The sequence below is a fragment of the Pseudomonas sp. FG47 genome (assembly GCF_057809115.1).
Genome location: NZ_JBMDJI010000063.1, coordinates 1 through 14803, shown reverse-complemented (window position 1 = coordinate 14803; position 14803 = coordinate 1). Strand labels below are relative to the sequence as shown.

Sequence of the window (14803 nt, the reverse complement as noted above, 5' to 3'; positions counted from 1 at the left end):
TGCCGGTCGAACCCGAGGTGTAGATCACGTAGGCCAGGTTTTCCGGGCTCACGGCCACGTCTGGACGGCTGTCGTCATAGTGGTCCAGGGCCAGTGTATCCAGGTGCAGCACGCTCAGGCCCTGCGGCAACGGCAGTTGCAGATGGCTTTGGGTCAGCAGCAACTGGATGCCGCTGTCCTCGAACATGTAGCTCAGGCGCTCCGCCGGGTACTCAGGGTCCAGCGGCACGTAGGCGCCACCGGCCTTGAGGATCGCCAGCAGGCCGACCACCATTTCGATACTGCGCTCGGCCGCGATCCCGACCAGCACGTCCGGGCCGACGCCCTGCGCCATCAAGTGACGGGCCAGCTGGTTGGCGCGGGTATCCAACTGGGCGTAGCTCAGGCGGGTATCGCCGAACACCAGGGCCTCGGCCTCTGGCGCGCGGTCCACCTGGGCTTCGATCAGTTGCTGGATCGAGCGCTCCAGCGGGTAGTCGACGGCGGTGTCATTGAGCGCCCTCAACAACGCCCGCTCCTGGGCGTCACCAATCGTCAACTCGCCCAGCAGGCGCTCGGCCGACGTACAGATCTGCGCCAGCAGTTGCAACAGATGCCCGTCGATCCGGGCAATGGCCGCCGGGCTGAAGGCATCCAGCGCATGGTTGTAGTGCAGTTGCAGTTGCTCGCCCAGGGTCACGCCGAGGGTCAGCGGATAGCTGGTCTGGTCGTGCTGCGCCGCCTCGCCGAACACCAGGCCCGGCACCGCGCCCTGCGCCAGGGCCTGGGCCACCGGGAAGTTCTCGAATACCAGGATATTGTCGAACAGCGCCTCGCCACTGCGCCCGGCCCAGCCCTGCACCTCATACAGCGGCGTATGTTCGTGGTCGCGCAGGGCCAACCCTTGGGCTTGCAAGGCTTGCAGCCAGGCCCCGAGTGGTTGTTCCGCACGGGCACTGACCACCAGCGGCAAGGTGTTGATGAACAGCCCCAGCTGTTCCTCGATCCCCACCAGTTCGGCGGGGCGGCCGGCCACGGTGCAGCCGAAGACCACGCTGTCACTGCCGCTGTAGCGTTGCAACAGCAGCGCCCAGGCGCCCTGGAACAGGGTATTGAGGGTGATCTTCTGCTGCCGGGCGAACTGTGTCAGGCGTTGCGACAGGCCAGCATCCAGGGTGCTGTGGTGAATACGGTGCGCGGTGCTGTCGTCGAACGACGCGCCCAGCAGCGGCTGCAACAGGGTCGGGCCGTCCAGTGGCGCCAACTGCGCGCGCCAGAACGCTTCAGTCGCCGCGCCATCACGTTCGGCCAGCCACTGCACGTAATCGCTGAAGCGCCCCACCACCACTGGCGGCTCGCCGGCATAGGCCTGCAGCACCTGGCCAAACAGCTGCGCGCAGCTCCAACCATCCATGAGGATGTGATGATGGGTGAACAGCAGGCGGTGGCGCTGCTCGCCGGTGCGGATCAATGCCAGGCGCAGCAGCCCAGGGCGCTGCAGGTCGAAGTCGTGCTTGCGGTCCTGGGCGGCGAATGCGTCCAGGGCCTGCGCGGTGTCCTTGCCGCGCCAGTCATGCTCGACGAAATCCAGCGCCACCTGGCGCTGCACCAGTTGCAACGGGGCCACGCCGGCCTGCTGCCAGACGAAACCACTGCGCAGTACCGGATGGGCATCGATCAGCGCCTGCCAGGCCGCCTGGAAGCGCGGCACATCGAGCCCGTCGATATCCACCACCAGCTGGTTGATGTAAGTGCCCTGACCAGGCGTGTGCAGGGCGTGGAACAGCATGCCCTGCTGCATGGGGCCCAGCGGATAGATATCCTCGATCAGCGCGGCCGGCAGCGGCAGGCCATCGAGGCTGGCCTGGTCGAGGTTGGCCAGGGGGAAGTCCGACGGGGTGACCCCAGCGGTCTGCGGGTCGCAGCAATGGGCGAGCAGATCACCCAGCGCTCGCTGGTAGGCCGCAACCAGATGTTCGACGGTGGCGCTGTCGAACATCGCCTGGCTGAAGGTCCAGCGCATCTCCAGCTCGCCGCCATAGACCTGGCCTTCGACACTCAGCCAGTTGTCCAGCGGCGCGTCCTCGGACTGCTCGGCGCCGGCCGGCTCCAGCGCCGGGCGCAGCAAGGCGTGCTCATCGAAACTGGCGTCGAACTGGCCGAGGTAGTTGAAGGTGATGCGCGGCTCGGGCAATGCCCGCAGCGCGTCATCGCCGTACTGGCGCAGCAGGCCATAGCCCAGGCCTTTGCCGGGCACGCCGCGCACCTGCTCCTTGACCTGCTTGAGGGTTTCGCCCAGCGACGCCGCCGCGCTCAGGCGCAGCGGGTACTGGCTGGTGAACCAGCCAACCGTGCGGGTCAGATCGAGGTCATCGAACAGGCTTTCGCGGCCATGCCCCTCGAGGGCCACCACGCAATCGGCCTGCGCGCTCCAGTCGCGCACCACCCAGGCCAGCGCCGCCAGCAGCAGGTCGTTGACGCCGGTGCGGTAGGCGGCATTGGCCTGCTGCAGCAACTGCTGGGTCAGGCGCGTATCGAAACGGCTGCGCAACACTTGGGCGTGACGGCTGGCCAGGCTGCCCTGCGGGCGCTCGCACGGCAGGTCGCGGACGGCCGCCAGCTGCGCCTGCCAATAGGGCAATTCGGCCAGGCGCTGAGGGCTGCCGGCCTGCTCGACCAACCTGGCGCTCCAGGTGGCGAAGGCGCTGGTCTTGGCCGGCAACTGCGGTTGGCGGCCGTCGCACAGTTGCTGGTAGGCGCTGAGCAGGTCTTCCAGGAGGATGCGCCAGGACACCCCATCGACCACCAGGTGGTGCACAACCAGCAACAGGCGCTGGCTGCCATCTGGCAAGGTCGCCAGCAGCGCACGCAGCAGCGGCCCCTGCTCCAGCACCAGGCTGGCCTGGGCTTGGGTATAAAGGGCAGGCAGCGCCTCGACATCGCTGACCGTCACCTGCCACAGCAAGTCGTCGGGGGCCTGCTCGGCGCCACCCATTTCGCAGGCCCAGCCCGCGTCGGCGCGACGCACCCGCGCACGCAAGGCATCATGGTGCCGCCACAAGACCTGCAAGGCGCCACGCAGCGGCGCGTCCTGCAGCGTGGCAGCACTCTTGAGCAGCACGGCCTGGTTCCAGTGATGGGCATCCGGCAGCTCGCGGCGCAGGAAATCCAGCTGGATCGGCAAAAGACTCAGCGGGCCACTGAGCGGCCCCTGCTCGATCGCCAGCGCTGTGCTCTGGCGCGCCGCCTGGGCCAGGCCGCGCACGGTCTGGTGCAGGAACAGGTCGCGCGGACTCAGGCCCAGCCCCAGCTGGCGGGCACGGCTGACCACCTGGATCGAGACGATCGAATCGCCCCCCAACTCGAAGAAGTTGTCGTCGCGGCCAACCTGCTCGACATTCAGCAGTGCCTGCCAGATTGCCGCGATGCTGCTTTCCACCGGCCCCTGGGGCGCCGCGCCGAGCTGACGCTGCTGTGCATCCGGCGCCGGCAAGGCCTTGCGGTCAAGCTTGCCGTTGGGGCTGAGCGGCAACTTGGCCAACAGCACCCACTGCGCCGGCACCATGTACTCGGGCAGGCAGGCCTGCAAGGCCTCGCGCCAGGCTTCACGCCCGAGGGCCGCCGCCTCAGGGTCGTCCAGCAGACGGCTGTCGGCGGGCACCACATAGCCCACCAACTGCAGCCCACTGACGCCCGGCAACGCCTGGACACTGGCATCGCCCACACCCTCGTGCTCCAGCAGACGCGCCTCGATCTCACCCAGCTCGATGCGAAAACCACGGATCTTCACCTGGTGGTCGATTCGCCCGGTGTAGTCGAGGATGCCCTCGTCGTTGAAGCGGGCCAGGTCGCCCGTGCGGTATTGACGCGCGCCCGGCGCGCCGTTGGGATCGGGCAGGAAACGCTCGGCGGTAAGGCCCGGGCGGCCAAAGTAGCCACGCGCCAGCAGCTCGCCGCCGATCACCAGCTCGCCGGTGACGCCGGTCGGTGCCAGGCCGCCGTTGCTGTCCAGCACATACAGGCGGCGGCCCGGCAGCGCCCGGCCAATGGGCAAGGTCAGGGGAATGGCCCGCTCGCCCCGCACATAGGCGCCGCAGTCCAGGGTGGTGGCGGTCACCGTGGCCTCGGTCGGGCCATAGGTATTGAGCAGACGCACATGGCCCAAGCCGGCCTTGCGCCAGGCCAGCAAGCCCTCCGGCGGCATGGCTTCGCCGCCGCTGTGCACCTGGCGCAGCGCGGCGTAGTCACGCGGGCCGATGGCAGCGAACTCCTTGGCCAGCATGTTCCAGTAGGCGGTGGTCAGGTCGACCACGCTGATGCGCTGGCTGACCAGCTGCTGGTAGAAGGTCTCGCTGTCCCAGATGGTGTTGCCGCGCAGCACCACCGACGCACCACAGATCAACGCGGGGTAGAGCTGCTCGACGAAGCCGTCGAAGTTGAAGGTGGCGAACTGCAACACCCGGTCGCGACTGCTCAGGCCGAAGAAGGCCAGCGACACATGGGCATGCCGGCTCAAGGCGCGGTGGCTGATGCCCACGCCTTTGGGCCGCCCGGTGGAGCCCGAGGTGAACATCACGTAGGCCAGGTTGTCGGGGTGGCTGCGATTGGCCAGGGGCGAAGCGTCCTGCCCGGCCCACGCCTGGTCCTGGTCCAGGCAGACCGTGCGCACACCGGCCACCGCCAGGGTCTCGCGCAGGCTGGCCTGACTCAGCAGCAAGCGGCTGCCGCTGTCCTCGATCATGCACAACAGACGATCACGGGGGTATTGCGGATCCAACGGCACGTAGCCGCCACCGGCCTTGAGCACGGCCAGGATCGCCACCACCATGTCCAGGCCGCGCTCCAGCGCCACTCCCACCAGCACCTCGGGGCCTACGCCCAGGCTGATCAAGTGGCGGGCCAGGCGATTGGCGCGCTCATCGAGCTCGCGGTAGCTCAGTTGCCGCGTCTCGAACAGCAGCGCCGGCGCTTGCGGCGTGCGCTCGACGCATTGCGCGAACAGTTGCTGAACACACAGCTCGCTGGGGTACTCGACCGCCGCGTTGCCCCACTGCTCCAGCAAGCGCTGGCGCTCGTCGCTGGCCAACAGCGGCAGGTCACCAACGCGGCGTCCGGCATTCTCGACCAAGGCACCGAGCAGCGCCTGCCAGTGACCGGCCAGGCGCTCGATACGCGGCGCATCGAACAGGTCGGTGGCGTAGGTGAAGGTGGCGTGCAGCACGCCGGCCTTTTCATGGGTGTCCAGACTCAGGTCGAACTGGGTATTGCGGCTCTGCCAGTCGAGCACATCGAGGCTCAGCCCGCCGTCGAGCGACAGCGTGGTGATATCGGCGACATCCGCCTGGTGGTTGTACATCACCTGGAACAGCGGGTTATGGCTGAGGCTGCGCTCCAGGCGCAAGGCCTCCACCAACTGCTCGAACGGCAGGTCCTGGTGGGCCTGGGCGCCGAGCGCGGCCTGGCGCACCTGATCCAGTACCTGCGCGGCGCTGGCCTGGCCATCGAAGGCCAGGCGCAGTACCTGGGTATTGACGAAGAAGCCGATCAGCCCTTCGGTCTCGTTGCGGTTGCGATTGGCGACAGGCACGCCGATACGCAGTTCGTCCTGCCCGGTGTAGCGCTGCAACAGCATGGCAAAGGCTCCCAGCAACACCATGAACAACGTCATGTTGTGCTGGCGCGCCAGGGCCTTGAGCTGCCCGGCCAGCTCACCATCGAGGGTCAGCTCGACCCGCCGTCCGTCATAGCTGGGCAGCAACGGCCGCGGGCGATCCGCCGGCAGCTCGATCAGCGGGTGCTCCTGGCCCAGGTGGGCCAGCCAATAGTCCAGCTGGCGCTGCTGCTCGCCGGCCTCCAACCAGCGTCGCTGCCACAGCGCATAGTCGCTGTACTGGATCGGCAGCGCCGGCAGATCGGCCTGCCGCCCCTGGCTGCGCGCCAGGTAGAAGCGGCGAAACTCGTCGATCAGCACGCTCATCGACCAACCATCGGCGACGATGTGATGCAAGGTCAGCAGCAGCACATGCTCCTGGGCCGCCAGCCGCACCAGCCGCACGCGCAGCAACGGGCCACGCTCCAGGTCGAAGGCATGCTCGGACTGCAGCGTCGCTTCTTCGCGCACGCGCGCCTCGCGCTCGGCTTCGGGCAACGCGCTCAGGTCGAGGGTCTCCACCTCGATCTCGCGCGCCAGCGGCGCCTGGACCAGGCTGTCGTCGGCCTGATGAAGGAATACCGTGCGCAGGGTTTCGTGGCGCGCGACCAGATCGCCAAACGCCTGGCGCAATGCCTCGATTTGCACCGGGCCGCGCAGGCGCACGGCCATTGGCAGGTTGTAGGCACCGCTCTGGCTGTCCATCTGCCACAGGAACCACATGCGCCGCTGCGCGTAGGAAGGCACCGCCCGATCCTCCGCGGCCACCGCGGCCGGGATCGGCAACTGGGAAAAGTCGATGCCTTCCTTGCCCAGCATTTCAAGGAACACACGGCGCTTTTCCAGCGGCAGTTCGATGAAACGGCGGGCCAGTTGCAGGGACTTCTCGGCATTCATCAGGTTGCTTCCGTACGAGTGGTTACCACGGGCAGTGCCCGGCTATCCCTACGAAACGGATACAAAGTGGGAAAAATTAATGCCGCGCAGCACCCGTCGCGTCTGCCTCGGCCGCCCCTGAAACATTTTCTTTCATTTGGCCTCGCAGGTTTCTCATTCTCATTCGTCTTATTAAGTGCAGCCCTCGAGGTTGAGCCGAGACTCGACCGCACTTTTCCAGCAGAAGACCGACTGATGGCCCGACAACCGAAAAAATCCAATTCCAAGCTGTGGTTCCTGGTCCACAGCTGGCTCGCCCTGCCGATCTGGTTTTTCGTCCTGATCGTCTGCTTCACCGGCATGCTCGCGGTGGTCAGCCAGGAAATCGTCTGGCTGGCCAACGCCGATGTGCGCGCCAGCAAGCCCGACGGCGACGCCGAGCGCCTGAGTTTCCAGCAGGTGCTCGAGAACATGCACAAGGCCGAACCGGATCTGGCCGTACGCTTCCTCAGTCAGCCGGATGGCTCGCACTTCGCCCTGCAGGCCTCGGTGGTCCGCCCCGACGGCACCAGTTCGCTGCTTTATGTGAACCCCTACACCGGCGCCATCCAGGGCCAGCGCCCCGACTTCGACTTCGAGGCCTTCACCCGCGCCCTGCACGGCTGGTGGCTGGTGCCCTTCACCAACGGCTACAGCTGGGGCTGGTACCTGGTGTCGCTGCTCGGCCTGCCGATGCTGGCCTCGCTGGTCACCGGGCTGGTGGTGTACAAGAAATTCTGGCGCGGTTTCTTCAAGCCGGTGCGCACCGGCCATGGTTCGCGGATCTTCTGGGGTGACCTGCATCGTCTGGCGGGAGTCTGGTCGATCTGGTTCATCGCGGTGATCTCGATCACCGGCACCTGGTTCCTGATCCAGGCGATCCTTGGCGACAACCACGTGACCATTTCCAGCGAACCGATCGTGCCGGTGATCGCCCGCGAGCAGGTGCCACAGACCGCCGACGGCAGCCCGGCGCCGCGCATCGACCTGGACGAAGCGGCGCGGATCGCCACCGCGACTATCCCGGGCCTGGACGTGAGCTTCATCTCGCTGCCCGCCACCGCCTACAGCCACTACAGCATGGGCGGACGCGGCTGGTATCCGCTGATGTTCCAGACCGCCGAGGTCAACCCCTACACCCGCGCTGTCGACAGCCAGTTCCTGCTCGGCGACCGCTCGGCCCTGGAGTTCGTCACCGAATCCATGCGCCCGCTGCACACCGGCGACTTCGGCGGCCTGGCGATCAAGCTGATCTGGTTCTTCTTCGGCCTGGTATTGACCCTGATGGTGTTCAGCGGCCTGCTGATCTGGAGCAAGCGCACCGCCCAGGCCACCGCCGCCGCCCTCAAACGTGCCGAGCGTCCGGCGCGGGTGCGCCAGCCAGCCAGTGAAAAACCCGTGGAGGCCCAGCCATGAGCCAGGCAAATGCAGTGCCGCAGGGCGGCCTCAAGCAGTGGTGGCTGAAATGGCGCTTCCACCTGAATATCCTGCTGATCCTCATCCCCCTGGGGTTCATGCCCAAGTACTTCGCCGACGCCAGCCTGTTCCGCGGCGACAGCGGCCTGGGCGCCAACCCTATCAAGGGCATCCAGGTCGGGCGCTGGAGCCTGGACCTGGCCGAACTGTTCGACGAACCGCCCCGTGCCGATGGCCCGGCCGGCCACTTCAAGAGTTTCAACGCGGCGCTGTGCCCGACCTGCACCGAAGGCGTCAAGGCCATCTACCTGCGCATCGGCAAGCCACGCAGCTTGCGCGCGGCAGGCACGATCTTCTTTGGCGCGCCCGCGCGCATGGGTACCTCGCTGCCCATCCCCCCCCGCACCCAGCCCGATGCTGACATCTGGATCACCATCGAAGGCTGGGACGGCAAGATGTACCAGGCCTCGGTGCCGCTGGCCAAGGCGTCGCCGGCCACCGCAGCCTGGCTCGCCAAACAAGGAGGCAAGAAATGAAGCAACTGATGCGCAGGCTCGCCCTGCCCCTCTTGGCCCTGGCCGCCACCCCGGCGCTGGCGCACAACCCGATGTGCGAATGCACCGAAGCCGGCGAGCAGGTCACCTGCAAGGGCGGCTTTTCCGACGGCAGCGGCGCGCCAGGGGTGACCCTGGACGTGATCGGCTACGACGAGCAAGTGCTGCTGGCGAGCAAGCTCGGCGAGGACTCGACCCTGACCTTCAAGCGTCCGGACGGCGAGTTCTATGTGCTGTTCGACGCCGGCCCCGGCCATGTGGTGGAAGTCGACCACGCCGACATCGGTGCGCCATGAGCCGCGCCCAGGTCGTGCGCCCGGCCGGCGCCGGGCATGAAACCCTCTATGTGTTGCTGGCCGCCGCGCTGATCGTGCTGCTGGCGGCCGGCGTGGTGGGCTTGCGCGGCGAACGCCAGGACGAGGTGAGCATCGCCGCCCACCAGTTGGACGCCCGGCGTGACCTCAACGGCGCCGAGCAAGGCATTCATACCGACCTGTGGGTGGCCGCCGACGAAATCCGCGCCCTGCGCGAGGAGAGCGGCGAAGCACCTGATGCACAGGCCCTGGCCGAAGAAGGCCTGCCACCCTTCGTCGCCGATGCAAGCAGCCAGAGTCGCGGCGGCCACCAGTGGTCGCGGCTCGAGAACGGGGCTTACCTGGGGCGCACCCAGGATCCGCAGGTCGCCGGCAGCTTCCTGGTGATCGTGCCAGTCGCCGCCGATGCCCAGGCCGACATCTGGCTGCGCCGCGACAGCGCCGCGATGGCGCCGGACGCACTGGACAACGACACGCTGATCGCCGCCGGCTGGCAGCAGATCGTCACCCACTACGACGCCGGGGTCACCCGCCAACACCGTCATTAAGGATCCGCCCATGCTCCGCTTCGCCCGCGCCCTGGCGCTGCTTCTGGCCAGCACCCTGCCCGCCCTGACGTTCGCCGGCGACGGCAAGCCGCTGCGCATCGGCATCACCCTGCACCCCTACTACAGCTACGTGAGCAACATCGTCGGTGACAAGGCCGAAGTGGTGCCGCTGATTCCGGCCGGCTTCAACCCCCACGCCTACGAGCCGCGCGCCGAAGACATCAAGCGCATCGGCACGCTGGATGTGATCGTGCTCAACGGCGTCGGCCACGACGACTTCGCCGACCGCATGATCGCCGCCAGCGAAAAGCCTGGCATCAAGACCATCGAGTCCAACGCCAACGTGCCGCTGCTGGCCGCCACCGGCATCGCCGCCCGCGGCGCCGGCAAGGTGGTCAACCCGCACACCTTCCTGTCGATCAGCGCGACCATCGCCCAGGTCAACAACATCGCCCGCGAGCTGGGCAAGCTCGACCCGGACAACGCCAAGCTCTACCAGCAGAACGCCCGCGCCTACGCCAAGCGCCTGCGCGCGCTGCGCGCCGAGGCGCTGGCCAAGGTCACCCAGGCGCCGGACGCCACCTTCCGCGTGGCCACCATCCACGCCGCCTACGACTACCTGGTACGCGACTTCGGCCTGGAAGTCACCGCGGTGGTCGAGCCGGCCCACGGCATCGAGCCGAGCCCGGCGCAGCTGAAGAAAACCATCGACCAGCTCAAGGCGCTGGATGTGAAGGTGATCTTCTCGGAAATGGACTTCCCCTCGGCCTACGTCGACACCATCCACCGCGAGTCCGGCGTGCGCATCTATCCGCTGACCCACATCTCCTACGGCGAATACACCAAGGACAAGTACGAGGTGGAAATGAAGCGCAACCTCGACACCGTGGTCCGCGCCATCCAGGAGAACCGCGCGTGACCGCCGCCGCCAACCTCGCCGTGCCCCACGGGCCGCGCATCGCGTTCGACGGCATCGACCTCACCCTGGGCCGTACGCGCATTCTGCAAAACGTGCGCTTCGACGTCGCCCCCGGCAGCGTGCACGCCATCGTCGGCCCGAACGGCGGCGGCAAGAGCTCGCTGATCAAGACCCTGCTCGGGCAAATGCCCCACCAGGGCCAGTTGACCCTGCACTGGCCGAGCGCGCGCGAGGTAATCGGCTATGTGCCCCAGGCCCTGGAGTTCGACCGCGGCCTGCCGATGACGGTCGATGACTTCATGGCCGCCATGTGCCAGCGCCGCCCGGCGTTCCTCGGCCTGTCGCGCAATGTCCGCCCGGCGATCGACACGGCGCTGGCGCGGGTGGGCATGCTCGACAAGCGCAAGCGGCGCATGGGCGCGCTGTCCGGCGGCGAGCGGCAACGGGTGCTGCTGGCCCAGGGTCTGATCCCCGAGCCGCAGTTGCTGGTGCTGGACGAGCCGATGTCGGCCCTGGACGAAGCCGGTATCCAGGTGTTCGAACAACTGCTGCACAGCTGGCGCCAGGCCGGCACCACCGTGCTGTGGATCGAGCACGACCTGGAAGCGGTGCTGCGCCTGGCCGACCGGGTCACCGGGCTGAACCGCCAGGTGCTGTTCGACGCCCCGCCCGCCGAGGCCCTGACTCCCGAGCGCCTGCTCGGGCTGTTCTCCGTTCACCCGCGCAGCGAGAGCCTTGCCTGATGAGTTTCGAATCCTTCCGCCAACTGGTCCAGGAATGGGCCAATGCAGGCTTTCTGCCGGAGGCCCTGGCCTACGGCTTCGTGGTCAACGCCCTGCTCGCCGGCTTGATGATCGGCCCGGTGCTGGGCGGCCTGGGCACCCTGGTGGTGGTCAAGCGCTTCGCCTTCTTCTCCGAGGCGGTCGGCCATGCCGCGCTGACCGGCGTGGCCATCGGCATCCTGCTCGGCGAACCCTACACCGGCCCCTACGGCAGCCTGTTCGGCTACTGCCTGCTGTTCGGCATCCTGCTCAACTTCCTGCGCAACCGCACCGGCCTGTCGCCGGACACCCTGATCGGCGTGTTCCTCTCGGTGTCCCTGGCACTGGGCGCGAGCCTGCTGCTGATGCTGGCCGGCAAGATCAACGTGCACATCCTCGAGAACGTGCTGTTCGGTTCGGTGCTCACCGTCAGCGCCCAGGACTTGCTGGTGCTGGGCATCGTCGCGGTGCTGGTGCTGGCCCTGGCCCTGCCGCTGTACAACCGCATCATGCTGGCCAGCTTCAACCCGCAGTTGGCGGCGGTGCGCGGGGTGGCGGTGAAGACCCTGGACTACCTGTTCGTGGTGCTGGTGACCTTGGTCACCGTGGCCTCGGTAAAGGTGATCGGGGCGATCCTGGTCGGCGCCCTGCTGGTGATCCCGGCGGCGGCGGCGCGGCTGGTCAGCCAGTCGCTCAAGGGCTTTTTCTTCGTATCGGTGGCCATCGCCACCCTGAGCACCCTGCTCGGCATCCTCTTGCCGATCGTCTTCGACCTGCCGGTGCCCTCGGGCGCGGCGATCATCCTGGTCGCCGGGATCTGCTTCGCCCTCGCCGCCCTGGCCCGCGCCCTCGTACCCCGCCTGCAAGGAAACCCGGCATGACCCTGAAAAAGCTCACCTTCGCCCTGGCCCTGGCCGGCTTGCCGCTGCTGGCCAACGCCACCCAAGTGCTGACCACCCTGCCGGTGACCCACAGCCTGGCCAGCGCCCTGCTCGCTGGCACCTCGGTGCAGCTCGAGCGCGCTGCCCCGGCCAACCTGCCGGCCAGTCGCCAGCCGTCATATTTCGGCGGCCGAGGCGGCGCCAGCCTGCACAAGGTCGCGCAACGGGCCGACGCGGTGATCGGCGTGCGTTCGATCTGGCGCGACGACCCGCTGTACCCGATGGCCCGGCGCAGCAATATCCGCATCGTCGAGATCGACGCCGCGCGCCCGGTGGACGGCGCCCTGCCGGGGATCGCGGTCAGGGGTGACGAGGCCTTCGCCAGCTACCCCTGGCTCAACCCGAGCAACCTCGGGCGCATGGCCGATGTCGTGGCCAACGACCTCGAGCGTCTGGCACCGGCGGACAAGGCCAAGATCCAGGCCAACCTTGCCGGGCTCAAGCGGCAGATGCTGGAGTTGACCGCCAGCAGCCAGGGCCAACTGGCCGAGGTCGACAACCTGAGCGTGGTGAGCCTGTCCGAACGCTTGGGCTACCTGGCCAGCGGACTCAACCTGGATGTGGTCGAGCAGCCAGTGCTGGCCGACGAACAATGGGATCAGGCAGCGCTCGATGCGCTGGGCGCCAACCTAAAGGGCCAGGACGTGGCGCTGGTGCTGCACCATCGCCAGCCGCCGGCCAAGGTCGCCGCGGTGATCGCCGCGGCGGGGGCCAAGCTGCTGGTGCTGGAGAGCGACCCGGAAGATACCGTGGCCGGGCTCAAGGCCAGCGTCGAGCAGGTGATCCAGGCCCTTGTCCAGGGCTGAGCCGCTGCGCGGCTCATTCGCCAGCAAGGCTGGCTCCTACAGGGTACGCGCAGGCCTCAACCTCCTGTAGGAGCCAGCCTTGCTGGCGAACCAGGCGGCGCGGGGATCGCGCCCTTTCAACCCCCCCGGCATGCCCCTCAACGCTTCATGCAGCGCTGATAGCGCTCATCCACCCTGCCGGCAAACCACGCCGTGGTCAGCTTGCGGGTGATCTTCGGGCTCTTCAGCTCGATGCCCGGCAATACCGCGCGCGGCAACGCCTTGCCGGCCTTGGCCTCGGCCAGGGAGAACACGCCGCGATACAGCTCGGTCCGTTCCAGATCCAGGCTGCCCTCCTGCTCCAACTGCGCACGGATCTGCGGATTGCGCAGCCGCAACCGCGGCCCGAGCTTGCGCGCGGCACGTTCGGTGGTGCCGGGCATGATCGCGCCCGGGGCAATCAGGTCGCCATCGAGCGCCAGCGGCGCGCCGCTCACGCGGCTCAGCGCGGCCTGGAACGCGGCGTTGCGGCTGGCGTACCAACCGGCGTTGAAATCGGCGAAGCGGTACAGCTGGCGCGGGTAATGAGTGGGGTAGCCCAGCAGGTGGGCGATCCCGAAGTAGAGGCCGCCACGGCGGCTGAACACCTCCTGGCGCACCGTTCCTTGGTAGTCGTAGGGGTAGCCCTTGGTGTGCTGCTCGGCAAAGTCGATGCTCACCTGCATCGGCCCGCCTGTGTGCACCGGGTTGAGCCCGCCCAGCAACGTGCGGCCCAACGGCAGGCGGCCGATCACTTCGTCGTACAGGGCACTGAGCTGCTTCTCGCTGCGTACCGCCTGCAGCCGTTGCTGGTAGCTCTTGCCGTTGCTCGACGGGGTTTGCAGGGCACCGTCCACCAGCAGTTTCGGAATATGCAGGCGCGCCGCGCGGCGGTCGATTTCCGCGCGGGCGATGCGGCCAAGGTTGGGCACCTGGGGGTCGGCGTTGAAGGTCGACTCCTGCTCGGTCACGGCCAGCACCGCGCACAGGTTGCTCTTGCTCGGGGCGATGCCCTGGGCCTGGAACGCTACCTGGATATCCGTGGCCCAGCCCTCGCGATCCTTGACCTGGGCCGGTAGCAGGCGCAAGAGCTGGGCACGGACCTTGGCCGGTTCGCTCTCCTGCGTCGCTGCATGGCGCCCGGCGCAGCCCTGGAGCAGGCCCAGGCCCAGCAGCCCTGCGACTAGCAGGCGGCCGTTCAGGGTTGTTCCCCGACCAGGTAGGTTTTGCTGATGTGGCGGAACAGCGGGTGGCTGGCGCTGCCGAGCAGCTCGAACAGCACCATCTCGCGGGTCACTACCTGGGCGCCGGCATCGCGCATGCGCGCCAGGGCCGCGGCCTTGCTGGCGGCGCTGCGGCTGTCGCAGGCATCCTCGACGACGAACACCTGCTTGCCCAGGGCGAGCAGGCCGAGCACGGTCTGCAACACGCAGACGTGGGTTTCCATGCCACAGACGATCACCTGCTCACGGGCCAGCAGGCTGGCTGGCAGGCATTCGGCGGCAACGCAGGAGAAGTGCAGTTTTTCGACGATTTCGGCGCTGGGCGCGGCGGCCTTGAGTGCGGCCAGGGTGTGGCCCAGGCCTTTGGGGTATTGCTCGGAGATGACGGTAGGCAGTTGCAGCTCGGCGGTCGCTGCCAGCAGCCAACAGGCACGGGCTGCGGTGCCCTCGGGGTCGCTCATGGCGCCGATGAGTTTTTCCTGGATATCGACGACCAGCAGCGTGGCCTGACGGGGATCGATCAGCATGGGTGGTCTCGTTGCCTTGAGAAAGGAGCGTTAGCCTTACCCAGGAGGGGGCTGGCGTCAATGGAGGCGCGGTCTCGCGCGCCACGACAAAGGAACTCGCCGTAAAGGTGAAAAGGTGACTGCGCGTCGACATAGCAAATGAATGCGCTTACAACTGTTAAAACAGACGCAGACCGCCTTTGACTTTGACTTTGACTTTGACTTTGACTTTGACTTTGACTTTGACTTTGAC

At 67.5% G+C, this 14803-nt stretch carries 11 protein-coding genes; 8 read left to right on the top strand and 3 right to left on the bottom strand.

The genetic code is table 11. The features are described from left to right. On the bottom strand, positions 1-6526 hold a 6526-nt coding region (locus tag ACODS5_RS24105), incomplete at its 3' end, for an amino acid adenylation domain-containing protein (RefSeq protein ID WP_489109834.1). A 234-nt stretch (positions 6527-6760) separates the two neighbouring features. Here ACODS5_RS24105 and ACODS5_RS24100 point away from each other — a divergent pair. From ACODS5_RS24100 to ACODS5_RS24065, 8 genes are read left to right on the top strand one after another with little or no spacing between them, the layout of a single operon-like run. Beyond that, positions 6761-7960, top strand: a complete 1200-nt coding sequence (locus tag ACODS5_RS24100) for a PepSY-associated TM helix domain-containing protein (RefSeq protein ID WP_489109833.1) — start codon at positions 6761-6763, stop codon at positions 7958-7960. Next, positions 7957-8496, top strand: coding sequence for a thiamine pyrophosphate-binding protein (locus ACODS5_RS24095; protein ID WP_134694112.1), 540 nt, complete (start codon positions 7957-7959; stop codon positions 8494-8496). The genes ACODS5_RS24100 and ACODS5_RS24095 overlap by 4 nt, the downstream gene beginning before the upstream one ends. Then, positions 8493-8810: a hypothetical protein gene (locus tag ACODS5_RS24090; RefSeq protein ID WP_489109832.1), complete on the top strand. Its 318-nt coding sequence runs from the start codon at positions 8493-8495 to the stop codon at positions 8808-8810. The genes ACODS5_RS24095 and ACODS5_RS24090 overlap by 4 nt, the downstream gene beginning before the upstream one ends. Next, positions 8807-9376: a DUF6162 family protein gene (locus ACODS5_RS24085; RefSeq protein WP_489109831.1), complete on the top strand. Its 570-nt coding sequence runs from the start codon at positions 8807-8809 to the stop codon at positions 9374-9376. The genes ACODS5_RS24090 and ACODS5_RS24085 overlap by 4 nt, the downstream gene beginning before the upstream one ends. Positions 9377-9386: 10 nt before the next feature. Then, entirely contained in the window at positions 9387-10295 is a 909-nt protein-coding gene (locus tag ACODS5_RS24080) for a metal ABC transporter substrate-binding protein (protein WP_134694115.1), read from the top strand. Further along, complete coding sequence (locus tag ACODS5_RS24075) at positions 10292-11038, top strand: metal ABC transporter ATP-binding protein (protein ID WP_134694116.1); 747 nt, start codon at positions 10292-10294, stop codon at positions 11036-11038. Before ACODS5_RS24080 ends, ACODS5_RS24075 begins: the two co-directional genes overlap by 4 nt. Then, positions 11038-11937: a metal ABC transporter permease gene (locus ACODS5_RS24070; protein WP_134694117.1), complete on the top strand. Its 900-nt coding sequence runs from the start codon at positions 11038-11040 to the stop codon at positions 11935-11937. Before ACODS5_RS24075 ends, ACODS5_RS24070 begins: the two co-directional genes overlap by 1 nt. Then, complete coding sequence (locus ACODS5_RS24065) at positions 11934-12803, top strand: metal ABC transporter solute-binding protein, Zn/Mn family (protein ID WP_489109830.1); 870 nt, start codon at positions 11934-11936, stop codon at positions 12801-12803. The genes ACODS5_RS24070 and ACODS5_RS24065 overlap by 4 nt, the downstream gene beginning before the upstream one ends. Positions 12804-12940: 137 nt before the next feature. Here the strand turns inward: ACODS5_RS24065 and ACODS5_RS24060 are convergent, their stop codons facing one another. After that, positions 12941-14023, bottom strand: a complete 1083-nt coding sequence (locus tag ACODS5_RS24060) for a DUF1615 domain-containing protein (RefSeq protein ID WP_489109835.1) — start codon at positions 14021-14023, stop codon at positions 12941-12943. Then, positions 14020-14571, bottom strand: coding sequence for an isochorismatase family protein (locus ACODS5_RS24055; RefSeq protein ID WP_134694120.1), 552 nt, complete (start codon positions 14569-14571; stop codon positions 14020-14022). The genes ACODS5_RS24060 and ACODS5_RS24055 overlap by 4 nt, the downstream gene beginning before the upstream one ends. Between the last annotated feature and the right edge of the window lie 232 nt (positions 14572-14803).

Excerpts from the sequence above, each read along its gene's own strand:
- ACODS5_RS24100 (WP_489109833.1), top strand. The coding sequence starts at position 6,761 with ATGGCCCGACAACCGAAAAAATCCAATTCCAAGCTGTGGTTCCTGGTC.
- ACODS5_RS24070 (WP_134694117.1), top strand. The coding sequence starts at position 11,038 with ATGAGTTTCGAATCCTTCCGCCAACTGGTCCAGGAATGGGCCAATGCA.
- ACODS5_RS24080 (WP_134694115.1), top strand. The coding sequence starts at position 9,387 with ATGCTCCGCTTCGCCCGCGCCCTGGCGCTGCTTCTGGCCAGCACCCTG.
- ACODS5_RS24085 (WP_489109831.1), top strand. The coding sequence starts at position 8,807 with ATGAGCCGCGCCCAGGTCGTGCGCCCGGCCGGCGCCGGGCATGAAACC.
- ACODS5_RS24090 (WP_489109832.1), top strand. The coding sequence starts at position 8,493 with ATGAAGCAACTGATGCGCAGGCTCGCCCTGCCCCTCTTGGCCCTGGCC.
- ACODS5_RS24095 (WP_134694112.1), top strand. The coding sequence starts at position 7,957 with ATGAGCCAGGCAAATGCAGTGCCGCAGGGCGGCCTCAAGCAGTGGTGG.
- ACODS5_RS24055 (WP_134694120.1), bottom strand. The coding sequence starts at position 14,571 with ATGCTGATCGATCCCCGTCAGGCCACGCTGCTGGTCGTCGATATCCAG.
- ACODS5_RS24065 (WP_489109830.1), top strand. The coding sequence starts at position 11,934 with ATGACCCTGAAAAAGCTCACCTTCGCCCTGGCCCTGGCCGGCTTGCCG.